The organism is Cupriavidus sp. IDO (genome assembly GCF_000812465.1).
GTDB lineage: Bacteria > Pseudomonadota > Gammaproteobacteria > Burkholderiales > Burkholderiaceae > Cupriavidus.
This window is the reverse complement of record NZ_JWMA01000136.1, coordinates 1-25,050: the sequence shown is the minus strand read 5'-3', so window position 1 is coordinate 25,050 and position 25,050 is coordinate 1. Positions and strand designations below refer to the sequence as shown.

20 protein-coding genes and 2 pseudogenes are annotated in these 25,050 nt (G+C 64.8%); 8 read left to right on the top strand and 14 right to left on the bottom strand.

Annotation, left to right across the window (positions count from 1 at the left end; genetic code table 11):
- Positions 1-350 precede the first annotated feature (350 nt).
- Entirely contained in the window at positions 351-1,778 is a 1,428-nt protein-coding gene (locus RM96_RS28645; RefSeq protein ID WP_039015119.1) for an NAD-dependent succinate-semialdehyde dehydrogenase, read from the top strand.
- 59 nt (positions 1,779-1,837) lie between these two features.
- Here RM96_RS28645 and RM96_RS28640 read toward each other — a convergent pair whose 3' ends face one another.
- From RM96_RS28640 to RM96_RS28610, 7 genes are all read right to left on the bottom strand, one after another.
- Positions 1,838-3,031 carry a DUF2252 domain-containing protein gene (locus RM96_RS28640; RefSeq protein ID WP_039015118.1) on the bottom strand — a complete coding sequence of 398 codons (1,194 nt, stop codon included), beginning with the start codon at positions 3,029-3,031 and terminating at the stop codon, positions 1,838-1,840.
- Positions 3,032-3,110: 79 nt separating this feature from the next.
- Positions 3,111-3,476 (bottom strand): cytochrome C oxidase subunit IV family protein, encoded by a 366-nt coding sequence (locus tag RM96_RS28635; protein WP_082016752.1) that lies wholly within the window; start codon positions 3,474-3,476, stop codon positions 3,111-3,113.
- An 8-nt stretch (positions 3,477-3,484) separates the two neighbouring features.
- Positions 3,485-4,180 (bottom strand): heme-copper oxidase subunit III family protein, encoded by a 696-nt coding sequence (locus tag RM96_RS28630; protein ID WP_039015116.1) that lies wholly within the window; start codon positions 4,178-4,180, stop codon positions 3,485-3,487.
- A 16-nt stretch (positions 4,181-4,196) separates the two neighbouring features.
- The gene (locus RM96_RS28625) at positions 4,197-4,844 is read right to left on the bottom strand and encodes a bb3-type cytochrome oxidase subunit III (RefSeq protein WP_039015115.1); all 648 of its coding nucleotides are present in this window, start codon (positions 4,842-4,844) and stop codon (positions 4,197-4,199) included.
- Positions 4,841-6,598: a cytochrome c oxidase subunit I gene (gene ctaD / locus RM96_RS28620; protein WP_039015114.1), complete on the bottom strand. Its 1,758-nt coding sequence runs from the start codon at positions 6,596-6,598 to the stop codon at positions 4,841-4,843. The genes RM96_RS28625 and ctaD overlap by 4 nt, the downstream gene beginning before the upstream one ends.
- 13 nt (positions 6,599-6,611) lie before the next feature.
- Positions 6,612-7,925 carry a cytochrome c oxidase subunit II gene (locus RM96_RS28615; RefSeq protein ID WP_039015113.1) on the bottom strand — a complete coding sequence of 438 codons (1,314 nt, stop codon included), beginning with the start codon at positions 7,923-7,925 and terminating at the stop codon, positions 6,612-6,614.
- 266 nt (positions 7,926-8,191) lie between these two features.
- Positions 8,192-8,695, bottom strand: a complete 504-nt coding sequence (locus RM96_RS28610; RefSeq protein ID WP_039015112.1) for a hypothetical protein — start codon at positions 8,693-8,695, stop codon at positions 8,192-8,194.
- 281 nt (positions 8,696-8,976) lie between these two features.
- On the opposite strand from RM96_RS28610, the gene RM96_RS28605 reads away from it, so the two are divergent.
- A complete protein-coding gene (locus RM96_RS28605; protein WP_039015111.1) occupies positions 8,977-9,156 on the top strand; it encodes a hypothetical protein in 180 nt (59 codons plus the stop codon).
- 59 nt (positions 9,157-9,215) lie between these two features.
- Complete coding sequence (locus RM96_RS39530; RefSeq protein WP_193752544.1) at positions 9,216-9,374, top strand: hypothetical protein; 159 nt, start codon at positions 9,216-9,218, stop codon at positions 9,372-9,374.
- Between the two features lie 45 nt (positions 9,375-9,419).
- Here the strand turns inward: RM96_RS39530 and RM96_RS28600 are convergent, their stop codons facing one another.
- Entirely contained in the window at positions 9,420-9,608 is a 189-nt protein-coding gene (locus RM96_RS28600) for a rubredoxin (protein WP_039015110.1), read from the bottom strand.
- Positions 9,609-9,719: 111 nt separating this feature from the next.
- Positions 9,720-13,679, bottom strand: a complete 3,960-nt coding sequence (locus tag RM96_RS28595) for a DUF748 domain-containing protein (RefSeq protein ID WP_039015109.1) — start codon at positions 13,677-13,679, stop codon at positions 9,720-9,722.
- 297 nt (positions 13,680-13,976) lie between these two features.
- Here RM96_RS28595 and RM96_RS28590 point away from each other — a divergent pair, with 297 nt between their 5' ends.
- A complete protein-coding gene (locus RM96_RS28590; protein WP_039015108.1) occupies positions 13,977-15,287 on the top strand; it encodes an MFS transporter in 1,311 nt (436 codons plus the stop codon).
- A gap of 69 nt (positions 15,288-15,356) precedes the next feature.
- Here RM96_RS28590 and RM96_RS28585 read toward each other — a convergent pair whose 3' ends face one another.
- Complete coding sequence (locus RM96_RS28585; RefSeq protein ID WP_039015107.1) at positions 15,357-16,475, bottom strand: extracellular catalytic domain type 1 short-chain-length polyhydroxyalkanoate depolymerase; 1,119 nt, start codon at positions 16,473-16,475, stop codon at positions 15,357-15,359.
- A gap of 383 nt (positions 16,476-16,858) precedes the next feature.
- Between RM96_RS28585 and RM96_RS28580 the strand changes: the two genes are divergently transcribed.
- On the top strand, positions 16,859-17,521 hold the full coding sequence (locus RM96_RS28580; RefSeq protein WP_443112284.1) for a Crp/Fnr family transcriptional regulator: 663 nt from the start codon (positions 16,859-16,861) through the stop codon (positions 17,519-17,521).
- A 24-nt stretch (positions 17,522-17,545) separates the two neighbouring features.
- On the opposite strand, the pseudogene RM96_RS28575 reads toward RM96_RS28580, so the two are convergent.
- From RM96_RS28575 to RM96_RS28560, 4 genes and pseudogenes are all read right to left on the bottom strand, one after another.
- Positions 17,546-18,398, bottom strand: a pseudogene (locus tag RM96_RS28575) (DUF2950 family protein).
- 2 nt (positions 18,399-18,400) lie between these two features.
- Positions 18,401-19,774: pseudogene (locus tag RM96_RS28570) on the bottom strand (DUF3300 domain-containing protein).
- A gap of 51 nt (positions 19,775-19,825) precedes the next feature.
- Positions 19,826-20,161: a hypothetical protein gene (locus RM96_RS28565; RefSeq protein ID WP_052279809.1), complete on the bottom strand. Its 336-nt coding sequence runs from the start codon at positions 20,159-20,161 to the stop codon at positions 19,826-19,828.
- A 113-nt stretch (positions 20,162-20,274) separates the two neighbouring features.
- On the bottom strand, positions 20,275-20,562 hold the full coding sequence (locus RM96_RS28560; RefSeq protein ID WP_039015104.1) for a transposase: 288 nt from the start codon (positions 20,560-20,562) through the stop codon (positions 20,275-20,277).
- A gap of 894 nt (positions 20,563-21,456) precedes the next feature.
- On the opposite strand from RM96_RS28560, the gene RM96_RS28555 reads away from it, so the two are divergent.
- The 3 genes from RM96_RS28555 (at position 21,457) to RM96_RS28545 (ending at position 24,945) form a co-directional block, all read left to right on the top strand.
- Positions 21,457-22,413, top strand: a complete 957-nt coding sequence (locus RM96_RS28555) for a LysR family transcriptional regulator (protein WP_039015103.1) — start codon at positions 21,457-21,459, stop codon at positions 22,411-22,413.
- 426 nt (positions 22,414-22,839) lie between these two features.
- Positions 22,840-23,499 (top strand): response regulator, encoded by a 660-nt coding sequence (locus RM96_RS28550; RefSeq protein WP_039015102.1) that lies wholly within the window; start codon positions 22,840-22,842, stop codon positions 23,497-23,499.
- Positions 23,500-23,559: 60 nt separating this feature from the next.
- Positions 23,560-24,945 (top strand): cobyrinate a,c-diamide synthase, encoded by a 1,386-nt coding sequence (locus tag RM96_RS28545; protein WP_052279807.1) that lies wholly within the window; start codon positions 23,560-23,562, stop codon positions 24,943-24,945.
- The last annotated feature ends 105 nt before the right edge of the window (positions 24,946-25,050 follow it).

Genomic DNA, 25,050 nt, shown 5'->3' with positions numbered 1-25,050 from the left:
GGGCGGGGGTTTCCCCCCCCCCCCCCGTGGGGGGGGGGGGGGGGGGGGGGGGGGCCAGGCGCATGGCAAGCGTCGTTGCGCTTCACTCCGTGGAGACTCCTGCCCTCTCCCCCGCCCCTCTCCCATAAATGGGAGAGGGGAGACAACACCCGGAACTTTCACTTTGCCTGCCCTCATGCCTTTTCTGGCAGGAGCCCTCACGCCAGCAGGCGCGCATTAGCTCACTTCTTCTCCGGGTACCATCACCGCGCACTGCATGAACAGCCTGCTCGGGTTAAGCTTGCGTTTTCACCGGCACGGCCCGGCAGCGGCACGGGACCGCGCAAGCCACAATCACCAGGAGAACACGCATGTACCAGGATCTCGCCCTCTACATCGATGGGGAATTCATCAAGGGAGGGGACCGGCGCGAGCAGGATGTCATCAACCCGGCCACGCAGGAAGTCCTTGGCAAGCTGCCGCATGCCAGCCGCGCCGACCTGGATCGCGCACTGGCCGCCGCGCAGCGCGCCTTCGAAAGCTGGAAGAAGACCTCGCCGCTGGAGCGCTCGAAGATCCTGCGCCGCGTCGGCGAACTGACCCGCGAGCGCGCCAGGGAGATCGGCCGCAATATCACGCTGGACCAGGGCAAGCCGCTGGCCGAAGCCGTGGCCGAGGTGATGGTGTGCGCCGAGCACGCCGACTGGCATGCCGAGGAATGCCGCCGCATCTACGGCCGCGTGATCCCGCCGCGCCAGCCCAATGTGCGCCAGATCGTGGTGCGCGAGCCGATCGGCGTGTGCGCGGCCTTCACGCCGTGGAACTTCCCGTTCAACCAGGCCATCCGCAAGATCGTGTCGGCGCTGGGCGCCGGCTGCACGCTGATCCTGAAGGGCCCCGAGGACTCGCCCAGCGCGGTGGTCGCGCTGGCGCAGCTGTTCCATGATGCCGGCCTGCCTCCGGGCGTGCTGAATATCGTCTGGGGCGTGCCGAGCGAGGTCTCGACCTACCTGATCGAATCGCCGATCGTGCGCAAGATCTCGTTCACCGGCTCGGTGCCGGTCGGCAAGCAGCTGGCCGCGCTGGCCGGCGCGCACATGAAGCGCGTGACCATGGAACTGGGCGGCCACTCGCCGGTGCTGGTGTTCGACGACGCCGACATCGAGCCCGCCGCCGAGATGCTGGCGCGCTTCAAGCTGCGCAACGCCGGGCAGGTGTGCGTGTCCCCCACCCGCTTCTATGTGCAGGAAAAAGCCTACGACAAGTTCCTGGCCCGCTTCACCGAGGTGATCGGCTCGATCAAGGTCGGCAACGGCCTGGAAGACGGCACCCAGATGGGCCCGCTGGCGCACGAGCGCCGCATTGCCTCGATGGAGCAGTTCCTGAACGACGCCAGCCACCGCGGCGGCAAGGTGGTGGCCGGCGGTTCGCGCATCGGAGACAAGGGCTATTTCTTTGCCCCGACGGTGGTCACCGAACTGCCCGACGATGCGAAGCTGATGGTGGACGAGCCGTTCGGCCCGGTCGCGCCGGTGACCCGTTTCAAGGACACCGAGGAAGTGCTGCGCCGCGCCAACAGCCTGCCCTTCGGCCTGGCCTCGTACGTGTTCACCAATTCGCTGAAGACGGCGACGCTGGTGTCGAATGGCCTGGAAGCCGGCATGGTGAACATCAACCACTTCGGCATGGCTCTGTCCGAGACGCCGTTCGGCGGCGTCAAGGATTCCGGCATCGGCAGCGAAGGCGGCCAGGAAACCTTCGATGGCTACCTGGTGACCAAGTTCATCACGCAGGTCTGAAGACCCTGATACTTGCGCCGTTTGCCGATGCGTGAACGGCGCAAGTGCCTCATCTCAGCTTACCCTCCCCTCGCCTTGCGATAATCCTCCGCATACGCCTTCCACTGCGCGACCGATACCGCGCAGCCGTGCCGCGCCAGCCGCAGCACGCCAGTGCGCCAGCGAGTGCCGGCGGCAAACGCCTGCAATTGCTCGACGCGGTCCGCGGCATGGTGCCCGCAGCCACGCAGGTGCGCCCACGCCGCGGCATGCGCCATGGTGACCAGCACCTCGCGCAGCGACGCAAATCCTTTGCAGCTCGCCAGGTCGACCCGGTCAGCGGTCGGCTGCAGGCTTTTCACCAGGTAGGATGCCTTGCCCATGTCGACCGCAGACAGCAGCGCCGGCGAAGCCGCCTGCATGATCTGCTGCACGGCAGCGACGCGCTTTGCATCGCTGCCCCAGTGCGGCTGCGAGCGGTTTGGCAGGTCCTGCCACGCGCTGGGCGCGGCGCGCTTGATGTCGATCAGGCGCTGCAAGCCGCCCAGCTCATCGCGGGCCAGCACCACGTAGCGCTCCAGCCCGAGGCTGCCGATGCCCGCCACGCGCCGTGCGGCGTCGTCGGCGGCGAAACGGTGGCCGTGGTGGCTCTGCTTCGAGTAGGCAGCAAGGATCGCCCGTGCATGCTCACGGCCTGCCTTGTCCGCCGGCAATGCATGCCGGCCGTCGCATAGCAGGCGCCGCTTTCCCTTGCGCAGCGTGGTCCGCTCGGAAAGCAGCTGGCCCCGTCTGCGGCGCTTGACCCGGCGCAGCAGCGTGGCCACCATGCCGATTGCCGTGGCCCGCTCGAGCCAGCGCGCCTTGCCCGTCTGCAGCACAGCGGCGTAGGTGGACAGCATCTCCTCGCACGCACGCATGGCATTCGCCTCCGACAGGCCCAGCTCGCCCGCCGCAACCAGCACGCTTGACAAGACCCGGATCAGGTCCACGGTGAGTGGTGCGACCAGGGCGTCATCAAAGTCGTTCAGGTCGAAATAGACCAGCCCGTTGTCGCCCTTGAAACTGCCGAAATTTTCCAGGTGGAGATCGCCGCAGACGTAGGTGGTCGGCGCTTCGAGCAATGGCGCCTCATTGCGCAGCGACGCGGCATAGAGATGGTTGGTACCGCGGAAGAAGGCAAACGGGTCGGCGGCAATGGTTGCCAGCTTGCGGGTAAACCGCTCGGGATCGCGGCCGTGGTTGAACGTCAGGATAGCCTCGGTGGCAGCGTGCATGGGCTCTGCTTTCTGGTCGGTACAGGGGCCGGCAGCCGATGCCGCCGGTCGGCGCGCATGCCGCTACCCGAGCAGGAACTCAGTGGAAGAACAGGCCGCGCGTAATGAAAGTGTAATTCGCTTCTTCCGCCATCAGGCCGACCAGCACCAGCAGGCAGAGCGGCGGGACCAGGATGGCGCAGATCAGCGCCATGCGTTCCCAGGCCATATGCATGAAGACGCCGATGATCAGGCCGGCCTTCATGGCCATGAACACCAGGATCAGCGTCCAGCGCAGGTAGCCGGTGAAGTGGAAATAGTCGACCAGGTAGGACAGCGTCGACAGCACGAACAGCAGCCCCCAGATCTTCAGGTACAGGCCGATCGGATGCTGCTGCCCGGTGTGGGCAGTATCTGCGCTTGAACCGTGCACGACCTCTGTGGGGGAAGCAGGCGTTGAAGACATGGCAAACCTCACCAGAGATAGAACAACGCGAAGATAAAGACCCACACCAGGTCCACAAAGTGCCAGTACAGGCCGGCGATCTCCACGATCTGATAGTTGCCGCTCGCCTCATAGCGGCCGCGCAGGACCTTGGTCGCCACGACGAGCAGGTAGATCACGCCGCATGACACGTGCAGGCCGTGAAAACCCGTGATCATGAAGAACGTGGAGCCGAACTGCGCCGCGCCCATCGGGTTGCCCCAGGGGCGCACGCCCTCGTCCAGGATCAGCTTGGTCCATTCGAATGCCTGCATGCTGACGAACATGATGCCGAACAGCGCGGTCGCCAACATCAGCAATGCGCACTGCCGGCGCTGGCGCCGGTAGGCAAAATTGACCGCCATCGCCATGGTCCCGCTGCTCGAGATCAGCACGAAGGTCATGATGGCAATCAGCAGCAGCGGTATGTCTGCGCCGCCTACGTGCAATGCAAACACTTCGCTCGGGTTGGGCCACGGCACCGTGGTCGACACCCGTACCGTCATGTAGCCAGTCAGGAAACAACTGAAGATGAAGGTGTCGGACAGCAGGAAGATCCACATCATCGCCTTGCCCCACGACACCTTGAAGGCGCGCTGGTCGGACGACCAGTCGGCCACCAGTCCGCGCAGGCCCGCGGCGACTGCCCCCGGCCCGCTGGCCGTTGATGAGACTTGCGATGACATGGGTTGCCTCCCTTCCCTACTCGATCCCGCAGATGTAGCGGACCAGCTCCGGCGTCAGCCACCCCAGCGCGGCCAGCAGCACCGCCCAGACCGCCAGCAGGAAGTGCCAGTAGCGCGCACACAGCGTGATGCGCAGCACGGCGCCTTCGCCGCTGCCGCGATAGGCCGCCGCATACGCCCAGCCGACCAGCCCGCCGATGACGTGCAGTCCGTGCATGGCTGTCAGCAGGTAGAAGAAGCTGCCGGCGGGGTTGTTGGCGGGCACCACATGGATGGCGTGCAGTGCCTGCCAGGCCCACAGCTGCGAGCAGACGAACGCGGCCGCGCCGAGTCCGCCCAACCGCAGCGCCAGCCGTGCCGGCGCCATGTTGCCGGCACGCGCCGAGCGCGATGCGATATGCATGGCAACGCTGCCGGCCGCGAGCAAGGCCGTCGACAGCCACACCTGCCACGGCAAGGCGATCCGCTGCCAGTCCGCGCTGTCCATGCGCATGGCATAGGCGGCGAGAAAGAGTGAGAACAGCGCGGCGACCACGCCCATGAACACCCACAGGCCGATGCTGCCCGGCGCGCCGCCCATATTGCTGTGGCGCGTGGCATCGCCCCCCGCCGGGCTGCCGCCAAAATCATCGCGGCTGACTTTGTAGACGGCGTCCGGGTTCATGCGACGGCTCCCCGGCTGGCATGCGGCTCAGGCTCGGCGCCGCCCGCTTCCGGCGGCGCGTTCTGCGCGATGAAATCCTCGGGCGCGCCTGGCACGCTGTACGCGTAGGCCCAGCGGTACGCCACGGGCAGGTGCGGCCCCCAGTTGCCGTGCACCGGCGGCGTGTCCGGCGTTTGCCATTCCAGCGACGCGGCCCGCCACGGATTGGGGCCGGACGGGCGCCCGTGGCGCACACTCCAGGCCAGGTTGAAGACAAAGAGCAACTGCGCGGCGGCCACGATAAAGGCGGCGATGGAGATATACATGTTCATCACGTGCGCCGATTCGGGAATGAAGGCGTAGTTCTCGTAGGCGTAGTAGCGCCTTGGCATGCCCAGGACGCCGAGGTAGTGCATCGGGAAGAAGATGGCGTAGGTGCCGACGAAGGTGATCCAGAAATGGACGCGGCCCAGGGTGTCGTTGAGCATCCGTCCGGTCACCTTGGGGTACCAGTGATAGAGGCCGCCAAACACCACCAGGATCGGCGACACGCCCATCACCATGTGGAAATGCGCCACCACGAAGTAGGTGTTGGACAGCGGAATGTCCACGCTGACGTTGCCGAGGAACAGGCCGGTCAGCCCGCCGATCACGAAGGTGCTGATGAAGGCGATGGCGAACAGCATCGGCACCGTGAAGTGGATATCCCCCCGCCAGAGCGTGATCACCCAGTTGTAGACCTTGATCGCGGTAGGAATCGCGATGATCAGGGTGGTGGTGGCGAAGAAGAAGCCAAAGTACGGATTCATGCCGCTCACGAACATGTGGTGCGCCCACACCACCACGGACAGCACGCCGATCGCCAGGATGGCCCACACCATGGTGCGGTAGCCGAAGATGCTCTTGCGCGAATGCACGCTGACCAGGTCGGAGACGATGCCGAACGCCGGCAGCGCGACGATATAGACCTCCGGATGCCCGAAGAACCAGAACAAGTGCTGGAACAGCAGCGGGCTGCCGCCCTTGTAGTTGAGCTGCTGCCCCATCGAGACCATGGCGGGCATGAAAAAGCTGGTGCCGAGCGTCTTGTCGAGCAGCATCATCACGGCGGAGACGAACAGCGCCGGGAAGGCCAGCAGCGCGAGGATGGTGGCCATGAAAATGCCCCATACCGCCAGCGGCATGCGCAGCAGCGTCATGCCTTCGGTGCGCGCCTGCAGCACCGTGGTGACGTAGTTGAGGCCGCCCATGGTGGCCGCGACGATAAAGATCGCCAGCGACACCAGCATCAGGATGATGCCCCACTCGTAGCCCGGCGTGCCAGGCAGGATGGCCTGTGGCGGGTACAGCGTCCAGCCCGCGCCGGTCGGCCCGCCCGGGACAAAGAAGCTCGCCAGCAGCACGATCACTGACAGCAGGTAGACCCAGTAGCTGAGCATGTTGAGGAACGGAAACACCATGTCCCGCGCCCCGACCATCAGCGGGATCAGGTAATTGCCGAACCCGCCCAGGAACAGCGCCGTCAGCAGGTAGATCACCATGATCATGCCGTGCATGGTGACGAACTGGTAATAGTGGTTGGCGTCGATAAACGAGAAGCGCCCCGGAAAACCGAGCTGCATGCGCATCAGGTTGGACAGCGCCACGCCCACCAGCCCCACCACGATGGCCGTGATGGTGTACTGGACAGCGATCACCTTGTGGTCCTGGCTCCAGACATAGCGGGTCCAGAAGCTCTGAGGCCCGTGATGGACAGCGTCATCGGCATAAGCCATGCGTCTCTCCTGCTCACTTCGTTGCGCCCGCCTGCGCGGGTGCCGGCGGCGACGCGGACGGGGGCACCCCGGTTGCTGTCGACGTCGTATAAGTTCCGGCTTCGGCCGCGGCTGTCGGGGGCGCAGCTGCCGGGGCGCCCGCCGCCCCTGCAGCGGCCTGCGGTGCCGTCTCCGCGCCAGACCCGTTGGCCTGGATATAGGCAGTCAATGCAGCGATTTCCTCGTCGGTCAGTGCAATCTTGGGCATGACCGGCCCGAAGCCCTTGACCAGCCGAGCCTGCGGATCGGTGATTTCCGTCTTCAGGAACGCCGCATCGACCTGCGCACTGCTGCCATCGGCAAAAGTCTCGGTCTTGCCGAACAGTCCCTTCCAGCTCGGGCCGACACCAGGGCTGCCATCGATGCTGTGGCACCCCACGCAACCCTTGCTCTGCGCCAGCGCTCGCCCTTGCTCGGCCAATCCGGCACCGGGCCCGGTGGCTACACCTGCCGCGGCGACGGGCTGCGCCGCGGCCTTTGCCTGCGTCATGGCAAAGGTCTGCTGCCTGGCAAGCCAGGCATCGAACGCCGCCGGCTCTTCCACCACGACCATGCCGCGCATGTTGTAGTGCCCCACGCCGCACAGTTGCGCGCAGAGGATCTCAAAGCGTCCGGTCTTGGTGGGGGTGAACCAGAACGACGTCACCATCCCCGGCACCATGTTCATCCGCGCGCGAAACGGCGGCACATAGAAATCATGCAGCACGTCCTTGGAGCGAAGCAATACCTTGACCGGACGATTCAGCGGCAGGTGCACCTCGGGCCCGGCGAGCACGATATTGTCCTGCCCGCGCGGGTCATCCGGGTTCAGGCCGAGCGGATTCGTTCCCGTCACAAAACGCGGATCGCTGGTACCCAGCACGCCGCTCTTGCCGGGGAAGCGGAAGGCCCATTGCCACTGCTGCCCGACCACCTCCATGATGAGCGCTTCGCGGGGCGGCCGCACGTATTCAGCGTAGACGAACAGGCCCGGCGCGAGCAGTGCGATGACACCGATCGTGGTGCCCAGGACAAGCCACAACTCGAGCTTGGGGTCTTCCGGCTGGTACGCGGCGCGATGGCTGCCGCTGCGACTGTTGCCGCGCTCCCGATGACGGAAGCGCCAGACGATATAGCCGACGAACAGGTTGATGACGACGAAGAAAATGCCCGTGATGACGAGGGTAATGGTCAGCGTGTCGTCCATCTGTTTCCAGTTGGACGCCAGCGGGGTCGCCCACCACGGGCTCATGAAATGAAAGAGCACCGAAGCGACGACAAGCACAACCAGTGCGATGGCCAACGCCATATCGACCCTCCCTCCTCGCGCGCGGCGAGGGATGCGGAAGTCACGCGGATGAGATAAGACTAGTGCATGCCGTCAGGTCACTGCAAGGCGACACGGGCGTCGTGTCGTGCCGCACCGCACAAGGCGCACCAGGTGGATGAAGGCTTGCCTGGCCAGGGCAAAAAGCGGCGGATGGAGCCCAGGGGCCCCATCCGCCGCGGTGGTCGCGCGCGGCCCGTGTAGTGGCAAAGCGCGCGGCGAAAGCAGCGTGCCGGCCTTAGCGGCGCCTAATGCGATACATCCTTGCTTTCGAGTTTCCAGTAGCAGATGGCTGCCGTCATGCCGAAGATCATGTGCCCGACGATGGTGTGCCAGCCTCGCGCATCGATGAACCAGGTGAAGAAGCGGGTCATGACGTGGAAGTTGAACAGGTACACCACCAGCCCGAACACCGCGCCGGCCAGCAGCACCATGCCGATGCTCGAGTCCAGCTGGAACGGTGCCACAATGGCTGCGAGGATCATCCCGAGCACAGCACCCAGCACGAAGTGGATGACCAGTGCCGCCGCCACGGTGCCGACGCTGAACAGCGAGGTCTGCAACACGCCTGGCCCCATCAGGATGGCCGCGATCATGCGCGTGGTGCCCCACGGGTTCACGCCCGCCACCATCGTGGACCAGAACAGCTCGACCACCATCAGCAAGGCGCCGGCTGCCAGACCCGATACCGCCGCGGCGGTCCAGTCAGGCATGCGTCGCACATAGTGGTGCGATTGCATGTGTAGTTCCATAAGCCACCTCCTCCAACCTCTGTACCCACGGGACAAGACCCGCGTATTTGCACAGGATAGGACACGCAGATCAGAAAATTAGACCGGTCGTGGCGAAAAAGATGCCGGTGCGTGGCGTGGACAACAACGCGCCGCGCGCCAAGTGACAGCGCGAATACCTCGCCGTTTTTTTCTGTCGCACTGCGGCATGACGGCATGGGGAGAATCCCGATGCGCGCGGCCTTGTATCCGGCACACACTGTCTATACTGGAATGACAAAACAGAGAGACAGGAGACCGCCATGCACTTCCAGGCGCACGATCTTGTATTCCTGATTCCGATGGCGCTGGTAGGCGTGATCGCCATGGGCTCGATCCCGGTGACCGCCAGATACCTGAAGATCAGTTGCCGGACCATGGGCGCGCTGATTGGCGCCCTGGTGGCAGTGCTGGTGCTCGAGGCACTGCCGCTGCTGATCTGACGTCGGAGCTGCCGCAGGGCGGACGATCCGGACGTTTTTTATTGGAGAGGGAGGGCCGCATGTCCATCGGCCTGCTTGCCGCCATGATGGCGGCCCTGCTGCTGGCGACCATCGCCACAGCGATCTGGCGCTGCAGCCATCCGTACCGGATGCGCTACCGGCGTTGCATGCAGCGCCGGCAACGGGCAGGGATTTGCCGCCAGATGCAGCGGCACTGACGCGCCTCGGGCGTCACTGAAAATTGCCGGCAGGCGCCGGCAATGTCACAGTTCGATCATCGCAAACTCAGCCTTGCCAACGTCACATTCCGGGCAACGCCAGTCTTCGGGGATATCTTCCCAGCGCGTACCGGGCGCGATGCCGTCTTCGGGCCAGCCCTGTTCTTCGTCATAGACCCAGCCACAGATCACGCAAACCCAAGTCTTGTAGGCGACGACATCTTCCTGCTGCAAAACACACTCCTGATTCGGTTCGAGGTTCGATTTACCGGGCGGAATCATACGCGGTTTTCGCGGCAGGCACCGGCCGGGCCGTTCGTGCGAGGCCGGGCCGGTGCCTTGCGATCATGACTGGCGAACGGAGAAATCCACCCGGTTCGGCGCACCCTTGTCCTTGATGCCCTCGGCGCTCAGCTTGGGGGCCGTGAGGAAGAGGCGGTTTTCCGGCACCTTGGCATCGCGCTCAAGCGCCTGTTTCACAGCCAGCGCGCGTTGCTCGGCCAGACGCCTGAGGTCGGCGTCGGTGACCGTCGCGTTTTCCATCAGCAGTTTTTCCATCTCCTGTGGCGGCAGCGACTTGGTGAAGCCGATGAAATTGCGCGGCTTCTTCATCGACGCGCGCTTGTAGACCTCTTCCAGGTATTTCGGGTACTCCTGCTTCGACACCGTCACATCGGCGCCCTGCTCGCCGGCTTCGTTGTCGCCAGCCTCATCCCCGGCCTGCGCGCTGCTGCGCAGGTCGCGCCGCTTCTGCTCGGCCACGCGGGCATCCAGCCACGCACGGCGGGCGCCGGCTTCGTCGGTGGCCGGATCGATGCGGCCGCTGATTTCCAGCCGCAGCGACGGCCGGTCAATCAGCGCCTTGCCCACCGTGGCAATCTTCTCCTTTGCCGCGGGCGTGAGGGTCGAAGTGCCGGGCGCAAACTCCACGTAGCCCAGCTCTTCGCCACTGCCGCCGCCAAACGCAGAGGCGATCAGCGAGAACGGCGAAGTGATCGCCTTGGTCAGCAGGTTCACGATCACGCGCGCGATCACGCCGCCAATGCTGAACTGCGGGTCCGACAGCGATCCCGATACCGGCAGGTTGATATCGATCACGCCGTTGCGGTCCTTCAGCAGCGATACCGCCAGCAGCACGGGCAGCTTGGTTGCGTCGGGGCTGTCAACCTTGTCGCCGAAAGTCAGCTGGTCTAGGAACAGGTGGTTGCTCGCATCAAGCTTGCCGTTCTCGATCTTGTAGGCCACGTCCACCGTCAGCTTGCCCTTGGTGATCGGATAGCCTGCGTACTTCGCCGCATAAGGTGTCAGCCGCGTAAGTTCGACGCCCGACGCCTTGGCGGCGATATCGAGATACAACTGCTCGCCCAGCGGATTGATCTTGCCGTTGATATTGACCGGCGCATCGTCGTCGATGCGTCCGTCCAGCACCAGGTCGGCCGGAGTGGGATCGCCGGAAGACACCTTCGAGACCGAGCCTTTCATGCCGGTCAGGTTGGCGCTGTAGTTCGGCTTGACGAAGAAGTCAGAGAAATTGATGTTGCCCTTGTCGACCGAGACGCCACCGATGCGTATCTGCGGCTTGGGCCCGCCCGCGGCCCGCGCCGCTGGCGCACTGGCCGCAGGCGGTGCGGCGGCCGGCGCAGACGCCGGGCTGGCCTGCGTCAGGCTGGTGGACGGCGCGGCCTCGCCCTTGGCGGCACCGCCGGCCATCACGTCCTGCAGGTTGAGGCGGCCATTCGCATTCAGGATCACGCGGGCGTAGAAATCCGACAGCGCGATCTTGTCGAGGCCGACGCGCATCGGGCCTTTGCTTTCGTCCATGGCAAAGTCGATCCCGGACACTGCCAGCGTGCGCCAGCGCAGGAAGTCGTCGCCGGAGATGCGGTCAACCGTCCGTACGTTGCCTGCGGTGACATTGCCGGCAAAATTCGCTGTCAGCGGCTTGCCGGGCGGAGCGTTGACGCCGACCTTGCCCTTGACCGTCAGCGTGCCGCTGCGCAGCGCCGCGTTGAAGCGATCGGCCAGGTAGGGCTGCAGCGGTGCGATATCGACTTCGCGCAGGTCCAGCTGGAGCTGGCTGGCCGGCGTCGCTGGCAGCACGGTCCCGTCCAGCCCGATCACGCCGCGCCTGCCGGTTTCGGCATGCAGCTTGAGCGGCACCGCCGCCGGCGTCAGCGGCCACGTGACGGCGCCCGTGGTCAGGCCGACATTGCGGTACTGGAGAATCACCGGCCGGCCACGGTTGGCCGGGGCGGGCTCGTAGTCCGCCAGCCGCATCGCGCCGCCATCCAGGGCGATCTTGTCCAGCTTCACCTTCCAGCCAGGAGTGGCCGCGGTCGCTGGCGCGCCGTTCGCTGCCGCAGGCGGTGGCGCCTTGCGTTGGGACTCGGTCTGCCTGGCGGAGCCGGCGGCCCAGATGCGCGCCATGTCCAGCAACTCGCCCTTGTAGTCGCGCGTTGCCGCAATCTGCGGCCTGGACAGCGTCAGCTGCGCGGAATCGAGTGTCTGCTTCGCCAGATCCAGGTTGATGTCGTCGAGGATGATCTTTTCCGCCTGCATGAACGGCAGGTTGGTCCCTTCAGTGTCGCGCTCGCCGCTGCCGGCACGCTCGGATCGGGCGGCCGCCTTGCTGCGAGCGCGTCGCTCGGCGCGCTCTGCGACGTCCGGTGCCGCCTGTCCGCTGCGCACCGCCGCCTCCGCCACCGGGACTGTGATCGGCTGTTGCGTCGCCATGTAGAGCGGTGCCAGTTCGACCCGCGACTTCTCCAGCACAAACTGGAACGGCGCCGCCGCCCACGACATGTGGTAGTGGAGTTCGGCATTGACCGCCGTGTTGCCAAGGTGGCCTTTGAGCTCACGCGGATACCACGCGGCAAAGCCCTGCGGCTTCAGCCCGCTGGTTTCGAGCGTGCCCGCCAGCGTGCCATGTTGCAGGGACAGGTCGCCGGTATGCTGCAGCGTCTGCCCGTCGGCCACGGTCAGCGTGGCCTTCACCCTGGCCGGCTTATCGCCGTCTGCGCTGTTGACGCCGGTGACCTCGGCATCCATCGGCCCGAGTGCCAGCTTGCCCGGGCCGGAAGCCGCCAGGGCATCTTCAAAGCCGAACTTAGCCTGCTTCAGCGTGATACGGTCGACGGCATAGCTCCATGGCACTTCCTTCCCGGCCGGCTTGGCCTGGGCGTCCTGCAGCCCGGCTGCGGCAGGGGTGGAAGCCGGCGCTTGCGGCAGCGACTTCTGCTTTTCCGGCGCGGCCTGTGGCAGGAATGCCGTGGCCAGGTTGATCGAGCCGTCGGCGCGCCGCGCGGCCTGCAGGTTCAGGCCTTCGATCTCGAGGCTGCGCAGATGCGCCCGGTGCGCCAGCGGCTCGATCTTGTCGATATCGACAGCCAGCCGCCCGCTTTGCACCAGCGGTGCACCCGCGTGCGTGCGGATATCGGCTTCGCGCAGCGCGGCGGTGCCGGAGGCAAAGATCTCCTGCTTGTCCTTCTGCTGGCGGAAGCCCACTGTCAGCCGCGTATCGAGCAGGCCGCCCTTGACCTCCGCATCCTTGAGCCTGGGCACGAATGGCATGAACCGCGCGACTTCGAGCCCGTCGAGGTTGATGTTCAGCCTGGTCTCGCGCGAATCGGCAAACGGGAGCACGGCACCGTCGAGCGCCAGCGGCGTACCGTTGATGTGCGCGCTGAGCGTCGGCCGCGTGTAGATCTCGACGTCATGCGGCAGGTTCGACAGGAACGGCAGCGTCAGCGTCAGGTTGTCGATGCGCTGGGAGGTATTCAGGACCTTGTCGTCGTAGGCAAAGCTGCTGCCGGTCAGCGCGATGTTGTTGACCGAGAAGCGCGCGGGCTTGGCATCGGGCGGCTTCGGCGGCTGCGCGGCGAACTTGTCCTCGATATCGGCAAAGCTCATGCGCCCGTCGGCATTGCGCACCACGTGCACGGCCAGGCGATCGACATGCAGCGAATCCACCACAGGTGCAAGGTGCCAGACCGAGGCCACCGAGCTATTGGCTTCGACCTCGCCCAGGGTCACCATCGGCGTCTTGCCGTCCGGCTCGAAGATGGTCAGGTCTGAAAGCGTCGCCGCCAGCTCGAACGGCCGCACATGCGCCCCGCCCAGCGTGACCTTGCGGCCAAGGGCCTCGGTAGCATTTTTTTCTACCAGCCACTTGATCAGCGGCGGACCGCCAAGATAGCCGGCAACCCCAAAAAGCGCCAACGCGCCCAAAACGCCGCCCGCAACGCGCACGGCCAGCCGTCGGCGCGGCGTAGCCGTGGCTACCTGGATGGAATCCTTGAAAGCCATGTTTTCCCAGAAGATTTGACCCCACCTGCCGGCGTTACACGCTGCTTTGTGCCCCGGATTTCACTTTTCCCACCATTATGGCAATGGTTCGCTGCAAAGCAAAGTTTTCAGGCCTTTCCGACAGACGAGGAAAAAGGCGATCTGGTATCTTTACGGGTTTGCGAAGCGTTCCGTCGCAAGCCTGCGGCTTACCCGCCACTTAGTGCCTGCCTCTCCCGCGCTGTACCCCTCGGCCATATCCTCCACGTATTCCGTGTTGCGCGCTTCGCATGTGTTCTCTTCCATGCGAGTCAACTCATGTCTACCTCCAGCACCACCGCCGGGGCACTGGGCGCGCAAAGCAAGCCTGCGCGCCCGCTGACCGGCCAGGATTACAAAACGCTCGCCCTTGCAGCCCTTGGTGGCGCACTCGAGTTCTACGACTTCATCATCTTCGTCTTCTTCGCGACGGTCATCGGGCAGTTGTTCTTCCCGCCTTCGGTGCCTGACTGGCTACGCCAGCTGCAGACGTTCGGCATCTTTGCCGCGGGCTACCTGGCGCGCCCGCTCGGCGGGATCGTCATGGCCCACTTCGGCGACCTGCTCGGGCGCAAGAAGATGTTCACGCTGTCGATCCTGCTGATGTCGGTGCCGACCCTGCTGATGGGCCTGATGCCGACCTATGACACCATCGGCCTGCTCGCGCCGGTGCTGCTGCTGGTGCTGCGGATCATGCAGGGCGCGGCCGTCGGCGGCGAAGTGCCGGGCGCGTGGGTGTTCGTGTCAGAGCACGTCCCGTCAAAGCACATCGGCTATGCCTGCGGCACGCTGACCGCCGGCCTGACCGCGGGCATCCTGCTCGGCTCGCTGGTGGCCACCGGGATCAACTCGGTCTTCACGCCGGCCGAGCTGCACGACTGGGGCTGGCGCGTGCCCTTCCTGATCGGCGGCGTATTCGGCATCGCCTCCATGTACCTGCGCCGCTGGCTGCATGAAACGCCGGTATTCGCCGAACTCCAGCAACGCAAGGCGCTCGCCGCCGAAATGCCGCTCAAGTCGGTGGTGCGCGACCATCGCGGCGCGGTGGCGGTGTCGATGCTGCTGACCTGGATGCTGTCAGCCGGCATCGTCGTCGTGATCCTCATGACGCCGACCTTCCTGCAGAAGATCTATGGCTTTGACGCGCGCACGGCGCTGGTCGCCAACAGCGTCGCCACGCTGTGCCTGACGGTTGGCTGCGTGGTATCGGGCTCGCTGGCCGACAAGATCGGCGCAAGGCGCACGCTGTTCTTCGGCGGCCTGCTGCTGGCGGTCAGCGTCTATGCCTTCTACACCACCATTGGCACCCGCCCGGACCTGCTGATTCCGCTGTACGCGCTGGCAGGCTTCCTGGTCGGCACCATCGGCGCCGTGCCGTTCGTCCTGGTCAACGCGTTCCCGGCGCAGGTGCGTTTCTCCGGCCTGTCGTTCTCATACAACCTGTCGTACGCGATCTTCGGCGGCCTGACGCCGATGGTCGTGACGCTGATGCTGAAGAACGACCCGCTGGCGCCGGCGCACTATGTCGTGGCGCTCTGCGTGCTCGGCATGATTACCGCCTTGTTCATCAAGGATCGTTCGCGCGGCTGATCCCACCAGGCGATTCCGGCACACGCAAAGAAAAAAGGAGGGCAACGCGCCCTCCTTTTTCTTTGGCCGTCAGCGCCGGTGCTGCCTGAAGAACTCCCACATCATCGCGCTGGCGTCGGGGCCGATTGCGCTGTGGTAGCCATACTCCTCGTCGCCGCCGCTCCACGCATGCCCAAGCCCGGCAACCTCGACCAGGCGCACCAGGTCCTGGCTCCATCGGCCAAAGCGCGCTTCACGATAGTGGCCCGAAGGCAGGGCAATCTGGCAGAGGTCATCGTTCTCCGGCCTGGCCAGCGGCACCTGAACGGCACTGCCCGCCAGGCGATCGTCCAGCCGGTTGTAGGCAAGGAATTGCCGCGCCAGCAACTGGCCATTGACGGGATGGACGGCTTCGTCGGCAAGGCCGTGGAACACGATCGCCGGCATCGCCGGGCCGCCCGGCGTGACGCCCGCCGCGTCCAGCAGCCACGAGGGCTCCGAGGCAGAGCCGTGCTGCATGGCCTTCAGACCCGAACGGGGCGTGTCGGCAGCGCCGATGACCACGCCGGAATGCAGGCCCACCGCAGCAACCTTCTCCGGATAGCGCAACGCCACCACGGCCGCCATCGCGGCGCCGGCCGACATGCCCGCCAGATAGATTTCACCTTCGCGCACATCGTGGCGCTCGGACAGTGCGTCGATCAGCATCGATACCGCCTGGGCCTCCCGGCCGCCCTCGCCGGCGGCAAGGTCGAACCATTGCCAGCACCGCAAGACCTGGCGGCGCAGGGGCTGCTGCGGATAGGCCACGATGAAGCCTTCGCGCTCGGCCAGCGCATTCATGCGCGTGCCTGCCGAGAAATCATCGGGCGTCTGCCGGCACCCATGCAGCATGACCACCACGGGGAACGGGCCGCGGCGTGCACGTGACGGCACATAGAGGCTGTACGAGAGCTGCGGCACCAGCTCGCCGGGCAGGGGCGCCAGCTTGAGGCGGTGCGACTCCCATTTGCCCGGCAATGAGGCCGGGGTGGGATGCCGAGGGGACACCGGAGCCCTCTCGGGGGAACGGGTGCGGCGCCGTAGCGCCACCGGGTTAAGCGACTCGATTCGCTCCAGCCACGATTTCAGATGTGCTTCGGTCTGGACCTGCGCACGGCTGATTCGCCGTATTTGCGCATTCCAGTCACCGACAAGGCTTTTGGCCATGAGGACTCCTGGTCGTCTGAGACGGATCTCCCCCGCTTGCTGCCTTTATTGTTGCGTTGCAGCATAGCACACCATGAAGTCCTCTGGCATGTGGGTTTTTCGCCACGGCCGAGCGTGCTGTGACGCTCAGGAGCGCAAGCCCTCGATTGAAACTGATTGCAACCGAAAACATTCAATTAGCCGCACGAAAGAATGCAGATCGAAGATAGATAGTTGAGATTGTCAGCCGTTTATACTTGGCCATCGGTTCCCGGGAACTAAATTTGCCCATGCCCGACACCGGCGCCCCCTCCTGCTCTCTTTGCCTGTTCCGCCATGTCTGCGACCACATGAGTGCAGATAGCGGCGCAATTCGTGCCGGACGAACGCTGGCGCCAGGCCGTATGGAGGTCCGCACCGGCGACCAGTTCTATCGCCAGGGCCGGCCAACGACGGCCGTTTTTCCGCTTCGCCAGGGCAGCGCAAAGAGCGTCTACGAATCGCCGTTGGGATGGCGTCAGGTCACCGGCTTCTCATTGCCGGGCGACGTCCTCGGACTTGAGCCGAATGAAGCGCCTGCCCACGCCACCAGCGCCATCGCCTTGCAGGACGCGATCTGCTGCGTGGTCACGGCCGAAACCCTGCGCGAACATATGGCCGAGCCGGTATTTCGCGATTCCGTGCTGAAGGTCATGCGACGCAATGCCGAGCGCGAACGCATGCTGCTGGTGGCTGTCGGCTCGATGAAGGCGGCGCAGCGGCTCGCGATGCTGCTGCTTGACCTGACGGGCGAACACCAGCGCCGGGGCAGCACGGACGGCACGCTGACGCTTGCGATGTCGCGCACTGACATTGCCAGCCTGTTGGGCCTGACACTGGAAACGGTGTCGCGCCTGTTGTCGCGCTTTGCATCGGTGGGGCTGATCGCCGTGCGCCAGAGGCGCGTGCGGATCATCGACAAGGACGGGCTCGCATCGGTCTATGCAGACCTGGAGCCGATCTCCCCGCGCGCCGCACCGGATCACGAGATCGGCACCGCAGAAAACAACGAAGCCCGCCTGATATAGGCGGGCTTCCGGTCAGCCATGCATTCAGCGGTCGGCCACGCGCTGCCAGCCATCCGGCGCATAGCTGCGGATGGCTTTTGCGCGCGCAGCCGTGCCTGACCCGAGATCGCACTCATAGAACACCCGGTCGCTGCCCAGCAGGAAGGTGTGCACTCCTCCCATAGTCCGCGGGCCAGGCGATGAAGGCGAACTTGGCATCGCTGCCCTTGGGCGGCGCGATCATGCGATAGTGGTAGCCGTAGAAGGCGGAATCGGCTGGCGTCTCGGGCACCATTGCCAGCGCGTCCGGCCCGACCGGACTGGCGTCCGCTTCGGTTGCAGCAGGCCAGTAGAGCCCGTTGGTCTTGCCTGGATTGCTCACCAGCTGACCAGCGTAGCGGCCATTGCCCACTTGCTCGGCATAGCGCTGCTGAGCATCGGCCAGTTGCAATAGCGTTTCCATCGTTACCAGTTCATTGCGACCAAGGCGGCGGCGGTGCACCTCCTGCTGCCCGGCGCGCAGATCGAACTGCCAGCCGCCCTTGTGCTTGACCAGCGGCACGGGGAATGTCCAGCCGCTCTCACCCACCGCAACTTTGGCGCGCTGGTCGCCATCGGGCTCGATGGCGTGGCGCCGCGACCATGCGCCGAGGAATTCATAGACATCGTCGCGGTTGATTCCGCTCGGAGGCAGCAGCGAACGGTACTGGTTGCCCAGCACCTTGCGCAAGGCATCGTCATCACTGCGCGCGATGGCATCGCCGAGGGCATCGGCCGCTGCGTCCGGCGACGGATACACGTGCTGGGCCAACACCGGGAATGCGGCGGAAAATGCCGCCATCGTCACCAATACGCGCAGGCCGCACGCTGCTGCTGCAGGCATGGTTTTACGCATCATAACTACCTCCGGCCATGGCCGAGATGTCCGCCGCCGCCACCGCCACCAAGATGGCCCCCACCACCTCCACCCATGGCGCCGTAGCCGCTCCCACCCTGCCCGAAGCCGCCGGCCTCGCGTTGCGGCAGGCTGTGCGGCTCGGCCGACACGCGCTGGGCCTGCTGGCGGACGCGGTCGCCATTGCCCGCATCGTGCAGGGCGCTGTCGCGATTGGTATTGCGCGCGCGGTCGCGGGCGGCTGCCTGATCTGCGCGTTGCCGGTCCGCACCTGCCGGGCGCGGATTCTGCACGCCACCACCGGCGGCGCCAGGACGGCCTTCGCCGCCCGCGCGCCCGCGCTCGGCCATTCCGCCGCCGTGGCCAGGCACGGCCTGTCCGGTGCGGCTCTCGAAGGACTGCGCAGCGCGCTCGCGGGCCTGGTCGCGCGCGCCCGCCGGGCCTTGCACACCACCGCCGCCAGCGCCTGGACGCTGGCCACCCAGTTGCCCGCCCTGTGGGCGGTTGGCCAGGCCGCCCTGCCGTTGCTGGTCAAAGCGATTGCGCACATTGGGGTTGTTGTAGGGCACGTTGCCGCGATGCGCGGGATTGTGCTGCCAGTTGACGTTCGAGCGATTGACGTCGAGCCGCTGGTTCACGTTGATGTTGTTGTAGCGGTTGACGTTGATATTGACGTCGTGCGAACCCCAGTTGAAGCCGCCCCATAGTGAATTGACCGCCGCCACGCCCAGGCCGAAGCCGATACCCGCCACCAGTGAGGTTGCAAACACCGAGCCCGGCGGGGGCGGATAGTACGCTGGCGGATAGGCCGGATAGGGCCAGGCACCGTAGACGACCGTCGGGTTATACGCCGGCACGTAGACGACTTGCGGATTGGCCGGCTCGATCTCCACTACGGTCGTGCCGCCGGTCGTCTGTGTAACGACCCTCTGCTGCTCGGTAGTCTTGAGGCTACCGGCCTTCTGGGCCTGCTAGCGCAGCCGCTGTACCGAATCCATCACATCGTTGGGCTGTGCCAGGAAGGCATCGCCAACCGACTGCACCCACTGCGGCTGACGGCCCATCATATCCATCACCGAGGGGAACGCCACCAGCGACTGCACGCTGGGATCCCACGGCTCGCTGGCCACCGCCTTGGTGGCGGCATCGCCCGACAGGCTGGCATTGGATTTGGACCACTGCGCTGCGGCGGCAACGTCCGCGGGATACGTGGATGCCATCAGCACCTGCGACAGCAAGGCATCCGGATAGAGCGCAATCGGCGCAGTCAGCTGATCAAGCCGTGCGTTGTCCAGCTTTGCCTGGGCCATGGCCGGCGCGTGCGGCGCCAGCAGCATCAGCCCGAGGCACCAGGCCAGGATATGTCGTAAGCGGTGCATTATCGCTCTCCACAAAAATGCAGATGACTACCTGGGCCCGGATCTCCGCACCTAGCGGCCTTGCTGCGTGCACTCCTGGCGATAGGCTTCTTCCAGGCGCTTGCGGTCAGCCTGGCGCTCCAGCGTTGGATATGCGCGCCCGTCTGCCGTAGTGACAGAGGATTTCCCGGCCGACCACTGCGGGCCAGCAGGCAGCGCACTGATCTGGTCCAGCAGCGACTGGCAGCGCTGGCGCTGCGACACTGACAGCGTGCCGTCCGCGTCCTCGACCGTTGCGGTCGCGCTGTCGAGCATCCGCGGCGGCGGCGGCGCCACCATCGGGGCCGGGACTGCAACTTCCGAAGCCGCCCACGCATGCGCGGCTACCAGGCACGCAAACGCCAGCATGCCCGTCCTGATCAAAACCTTCTTCACACCGAACTCCAGATATGGCACCGCGGCACGTCACGACCTGACGGATCGCGAAAAGGGGCACCACCACACTTGCAAAGCCGCCCGCGTCAGCGGTCCTTGCCACTGCCATTGCGGCCGGTACGATTGCGCAGCAGCTCGAGCTTGAGCAGCGCGTCCGCAAGCATACTCTTGAGCCGGGCGTTTTCCTCCTGGAGTTCCCGCAATTTGCGTCCGTCACGCGCATCGCCCTGGTATGGTTGCCCGTAGCGCGCTCGCCAGCCGTAAAACGAGGCATCGCTGAACCCGTAGCGCGCACACAGCTCACGCACCGGCACGCCGCTGGCTGCCTCGGCCAGATAGGTGCGGATCTGCTCTTCCGAATACCGTCTGTTCACCGAATGTCTCCGCTCCGCAACGACCGACCCGTGCCGGATTCCATGCCTCCGACCCTGCCCCTACGTTAGCCCACCGCTGCTTCAAAAAGCAATTCAGTGTCTTCGGTCCGCGAGTTAAGCAATTTATGTAAGGACCGGTTGCCGGCGCCTGGGGACACGAAGTCATTTCCAGAGCAGCGCACAGCGAGAGCGGCCATCGGGTGCCATATGGTGCTGGCATGCCCTAACCCGCAAAACCACCCAAACGGGTCAGCATATTTCGTTATTCCAAATTGGAATCCGGATTGACTTGGCATTGCCATCAAAGGGCACCAAGAGACGACAGAGGAACGGAAAGAAAGTCGCGCGAAAGCGGGTTGCGCGGTGCTTGCTTGCCAGTTCTCGCCTATCTACAGCGGCTTTTCATTATGTTTTCATGTCTGCACAAAGGATCCTTAGTCCATAAAGACCGCGTTCGACATCAGTGCAAGTTCCTATGAACTTTCGGATTGTTGTATTAAGCTTCCTCGGCATACTAAATTTCGTACGCCTGCCAATAGCGCTCTACCGGCACTTGGAGACAGGCGGCCAGACAGTTCCAGCCGGCTTGTGGTCAGTACAAGCACGGTGATATGACGCGAACTGACGGCGAGCACCACCGGGCCTGAAAGATAGAGGAGTCACTGCGCCATTTGTCGACGCTTGTCGCACATTTAGGAGTCGTGCCATGCTTTTCCACAGCGAAGTGCCCGGGCGGAATGTGCCCGCCAATCATTCCAGCATCCCTGCAATCCATCCGGCTCGTCATATGCCGGCGTGTTGCCGTGCCTGAAGCCTGGTGGCGCTCCGCGTATCACAGCATCACACAGGCCTGAATAAGAACGAAAAAAGAGTCGTGGATCGGGAGAAGTCACAATGCGTCATGTCAGCACGAAGTTGTTGCATGTTTTTGTCCTTGTCATGGAATACCGCGATCTCAGCGCGGTTGCGGCGTGCACGCAAGGACGTGTTCCTACGGTGGCCTACAGCCTGGCGCGGTTGCGTGAAATTACCGGCGACCCGCTCTTTATCAAGCGCAATGGCACACTGGAGCCGACACCGCATGCACTCAGACTGGAACAGACTGCGCGCCAGATCCTCGCAAAATGGAATCTGCTGGTTCGCCCCAATGAAACCGGCGAGACCAGAAGCCGGGACGGACGACGCCTATCGATCGGATTTTCCTCTTCGATCGGCGACCCGGTAATTACCGAAATCCTGACCACACTTTGCGAGCAATTCCCGCAGGACAGCTTTGTCACGCGGCCGGTCATCGCCGATTCCACGCTGGCAGCCAGCCTGGACAACGGCGAACTCGATTGCGCATTTGTTGTCGACAGCGGCCACCATCCTGAAAAGGTCTTGCCCCACAATATTCTCGCCACGCCGCGCCGGCTGGTCAGTGCGACACGCGCCGGCGGCAGCGACGATACGGAAAGCGACTGGATTCTCCTGCAGGAGGACTGCGAGGCCGGCAGCCCGCTGCGCACCTTCCTCAGCCGGCAGGCTGGCACGCCGGGCCATCGCGAAACGGTCGTACCCTCCTGGCATACGCAGATCACGCTGCTCCACTCCGCCGGCGGAATTTGCCCGGTACTGGACTTCAACGTGCCGCTGGTCACGCGCGACCGGAAAACGCGCCTGCTGGCACCACCAAGCAGCTTCCCGGAGTGGGCTGCCCTGCATTTCTGGACACCGGAGCGCGCGCGCGACAATAGCGCGTTGCGGGACATCATGGACGTCGGCAGCGCAGTGCTGCGCGACCCGCTCAAGGCCATTGACAGCCGACGCCGGGGGCAGCTCGAAGTGCCCCGCCAGGTCGCAATCGCGTAGCCAGTTCGCCTTGCGCCTGCGTGCAATGCCCGCAAGACCGCGGAGGCGCGTTCTTCTGGTTTGCATGACATGCATCATTGCGCCGATACGCATGGTGCTGGCACCCTTCCTCAGCGTCTAGCCGGGTCCGTGCCCGGCTGGACTACCCGCCCCACACAATGCAAGACCGCGCTGCGCACGCGCTGGCGGCGTACGGGTCTATCGCGTGCCCATTGGCCAAATTTGCGAATCTTCTTAATCCATGAGGGTTTCGCGACCAGTATTCTCGCTTGGCATTGCCTGGCTCCTGGTCGTCTCCCGTTTGGCCGGCGAACAAGGCATGCGCGCAGTTGTTGATGCGTCTTTGCGCCGCACGTCGACTGACGTGCGGCGGCTTTTTCCGATGCATCACCGGCCGCCGCGGATAACGAGCAGAGGAGCAACGTGATGTCATTGAAGATCTTGCTGGCTGACGATCATCCGGTGATCGCCGCGGCAGTCAGGGACCGGTTGCAGACCCAGACGGGATGGGAAGTCTGCGGCGAAGTCACCACCGCCACAGACCTGCTGAACGGCGTAGAGATCCTTCGTCCGGACATTGTGATCACCGACTATCACATGCCGGGACTCGGGGAGAACGATGGCTTGAGGCTGCTCGCCAGCCTGCGGCGGCGGCATCCCACGCTTGGCGTGGCGGTCCTGACCATGATTACCAACCCCCTGATCCTGCGGGCAATCCTGAGCACGCCGGTGCATGGCCTGCTGTTGAAGGACTCGCCGCTTTCAGAGCTCGTCACGCTGATCGTACGCATGCAGCGTGGATTCTGTTATATCGGCAAGTCGGCCCTCCAGGTGCTTGCCGAAGCTGATCCCGGTGGCCTGACCACCGTGGGTCAGGACGCCAGTGGCCGCCTTTCGGTTCGCGAAATGGAAGTGCTGCGACTCTACCTGACAGGCCGTTCAGTCACCGAGATCGCGGCCACGCTATGCCGCAGCGTCAAGACCATCAGCCGGCAGAAAAACTGCGCGATGCAGAAGCTTGGCGTCAACAACGACCGCGAGTTGTTTGAGTGCGCGGCGCTCCAGGGGATACTGCTGCCGCCATAGCTATAATCAGCTGCGCGATCAGCCTTGCCACGGCGCTACCCGCCCCATTGATTTCCTTCGATGCCGCTACCCTCCGCTTCCTCCCACACCACGCTGCGCGTTCCCGCCATTCTGGTCGCCGCCCCGGCTTCCGGCCAGGGCAAGACAACCATTACAGCGGGCCTTGCCCGGCTGCACAGCCGGCAGGGCCGCAAAGTGCGTGTTTTCAAGACCGGGCCGGACTTCCTGGACCCGACGATCCTGACGGTCGCCAGCGGCGCGCCAGTCCATACGCTCGATCTCTGGATGACCGGCGCCGACGATGCGTGTGCCCGCCTGGCAAGCGCTGCGCGCGATGCCGATTTAGTGCTGGTCGAGGGCGTGATGGGTCTGCACGACGGCACGCCGAGCAGCGCGGACGTGGCACGCCGGTTTGGTCTGCCAGTGCTGAGCGTGATACAGGCGTCGGCGATGGCGCAAACCTTCGGCGCGTTGGCCTACGGTCTTGCCGGGTATGGCGAAGGCCTGCGGCGCATGGACGTGCTGGCCAATGGCGTCGGTTCCGAGCGTCACGCCGAGATGCTCAGGGCAAGCCTGCCATCACATATTCGATGGGCCGGAGCACTGGCGCGTGACCCCATGGCATCGCTTCCGGAGCGGCATCTTGGCCTGGTCGGCGCCGACGAATTGCCGGATTTGCCCGCACGTCTCGACCGGCTGGCGGACATGCTGGCGGGCCTGCCGGTGGCGGAGCTGCCAGAGCCGGTGGGCTTTCGCGATGCCGCGGTCGCGGACCCTGTCGTGCCCTTGCTTGCTGGCAAGACCATCGCCGTTGCACGGGATGCTGCTTTCTGCTTCATCTATCCGGCGAATCTGGAGACACTCCGGGAACTTGGCGCGCAACTCGCCTTCTTCTCGCCACTTGCCGATACGCAGATACCCGCCAGCGATGCGGTCTGGCTTCCCGGCGGATACCCGGAGCTCCATGCAGGGCGTCTCTCATCCAACCATGCCATGCTGGGCGCGTTGCGAAATGCGCATCGCGCTGGGTTGCCGATACTCGCGGAGTGCGGCGGCATGATGGCCTTGTTCGATGCCCTGGTCGACAAAGAAGGCATCACGCATTCCATGGCCGGCCTGCTGCCCGGTACGGTGCATATGCAGCGCCGGCTGGCGGCGATCGGACATCAGGCCGTCAGCCTTCCTGAAGGCGAATTGCGGGGGCACACCTTCCATTACTCGAAGACGGAATCGCGACTGGCACCACTTTCCTATGCGAGATCGCCGCACGAAGCGGCTTCGACATCGGCGCGTGGTGAAGCGGTCTACCGCAAGGGCACGCTGACCGCGTCGTATGTGCACTTCTACTTCCCATCCAATCCGCTTGCGATTGCCGCACTACTAGGAAGCGCTAGACGACATGACCAATCGGATCCACATGACACCCGAGATCGGCAAGGCGTTTGAGGAGACTGCGGATGGTTTTGTCGGCGTCGTGGCGGTCGAAGTAATCGGGGCCAAGGTCCGCATATTCAACGCCGTCCCGGAGCATATGGTAGGCGGCGGTGAGCA

Coding starts and splice junctions, on each gene's coding strand:
- RM96_RS28645 (WP_039015119.1), top strand. CDS start 351: ATGTACCAGGATCTCGCCCTCTACATCGATGGGGAATTCATCAAGGGA.
- RM96_RS28640 (WP_039015118.1), bottom strand. CDS start 3,031: ATGCACGCTGCCACCGAGGCTATCCTGACGTTCAACCACGGCCGCGAT.
- RM96_RS28635 (WP_082016752.1), bottom strand. CDS start 3,476: ATGTCTTCAACGCCTGCTTCCCCCACAGAGGTCGTGCACGGTTCAAGC.
- RM96_RS28630 (WP_039015116.1), bottom strand. CDS start 4,180: ATGTCATCGCAAGTCTCATCAACGGCCAGCGGGCCGGGGGCAGTCGCC.
- RM96_RS28625 (WP_039015115.1), bottom strand. CDS start 4,844: ATGAACCCGGACGCCGTCTACAAAGTCAGCCGCGATGATTTTGGCGGC.
- ctaD (WP_039015114.1), bottom strand. CDS start 6,598: ATGGCTTATGCCGATGACGCTGTCCATCACGGGCCTCAGAGCTTCTGG.
- RM96_RS28615 (WP_039015113.1), bottom strand. CDS start 7,925: ATGGCGTTGGCCATCGCACTGGTTGTGCTTGTCGTCGCTTCGGTGCTC.
- RM96_RS28610 (WP_039015112.1), bottom strand. CDS start 8,695: ATGGAACTACACATGCAATCGCACCACTATGTGCGACGCATGCCTGAC.
- RM96_RS28605 (WP_039015111.1), top strand. CDS start 8,977: ATGCACTTCCAGGCGCACGATCTTGTATTCCTGATTCCGATGGCGCTG.
- RM96_RS39530 (WP_193752544.1), top strand. CDS start 9,216: ATGTCCATCGGCCTGCTTGCCGCCATGATGGCGGCCCTGCTGCTGGCG.
- RM96_RS28595 (WP_039015109.1), bottom strand. CDS start 13,679: ATGGCTTTCAAGGATTCCATCCAGGTAGCCACGGCTACGCCGCGCCGA.
- RM96_RS28590 (WP_039015108.1), top strand. CDS start 13,977: ATGTCTACCTCCAGCACCACCGCCGGGGCACTGGGCGCGCAAAGCAAG.
- RM96_RS28585 (WP_039015107.1), bottom strand. CDS start 16,475: ATGGCCAAAAGCCTTGTCGGTGACTGGAATGCGCAAATACGGCGAATC.
- RM96_RS28580 (WP_443112284.1), top strand. CDS start 16,859: ATGGAGGTCCGCACCGGCGACCAGTTCTATCGCCAGGGCCGGCCAACG.
- RM96_RS28565 (WP_052279809.1), bottom strand. CDS start 20,161: ATGCTGGCGTTTGCGTGCCTGGTAGCCGCGCATGCGTGGGCGGCTTCG.
- RM96_RS28555 (WP_039015103.1), top strand. CDS start 21,457: ATGCGTCATGTCAGCACGAAGTTGTTGCATGTTTTTGTCCTTGTCATG.
- RM96_RS28550 (WP_039015102.1), top strand. CDS start 22,840: ATGTCATTGAAGATCTTGCTGGCTGACGATCATCCGGTGATCGCCGCG.
- RM96_RS28545 (WP_052279807.1), top strand. CDS start 23,560: ATGCCGCTACCCTCCGCTTCCTCCCACACCACGCTGCGCGTTCCCGCC.